Source organism: Rhizobium ecuadorense (assembly GCF_001187535.1).
In the GTDB taxonomy this organism is placed as follows: Bacteria; Pseudomonadota; Alphaproteobacteria; order Rhizobiales; family Rhizobiaceae; genus Rhizobium; species Rhizobium ecuadorense.
This window is the reverse complement of sequence record NZ_LFIO01000256.1, coordinates 1-234: the sequence shown is the minus strand read 5'-3', so window position 1 is coordinate 234 and position 234 is coordinate 1. Positions and strand designations below refer to the sequence as shown.

General features: G+C 62.0%; 1 pseudogene. It reads left to right on the top strand.

Going from position 1 to position 234, the window contains the following annotated elements:
• Positions 1-139: 139 nt before the first annotated feature.
• A pseudogene (locus tag AF337_RS41810) lies at positions 140-234 on the top strand (APH(3') family aminoglycoside O-phosphotransferase); the annotation flags it as partial.

Genomic DNA, 234 nt, shown 5'->3' with positions numbered 1-234 from the left:
ATCCTTCTCGAAGCCGCGCCCGCCGACACCGTTCATTGAGGTCGCAGAGGGTTCAGTGCCGATGTGCGCTGACTGACCGTGCCGCTTGCGGTCTCCCGTCCGGTCGGGATAATGCCGCAGCATCGATGGCCTAGATATCATGTCGATTTTTCAAGAGGATCAACCGCCGTCGGCGGGCGCACTTGATGCCCGTTTGGCCGGTTACCGGTTCGAGCGCGATGCACTCGGCCGTTC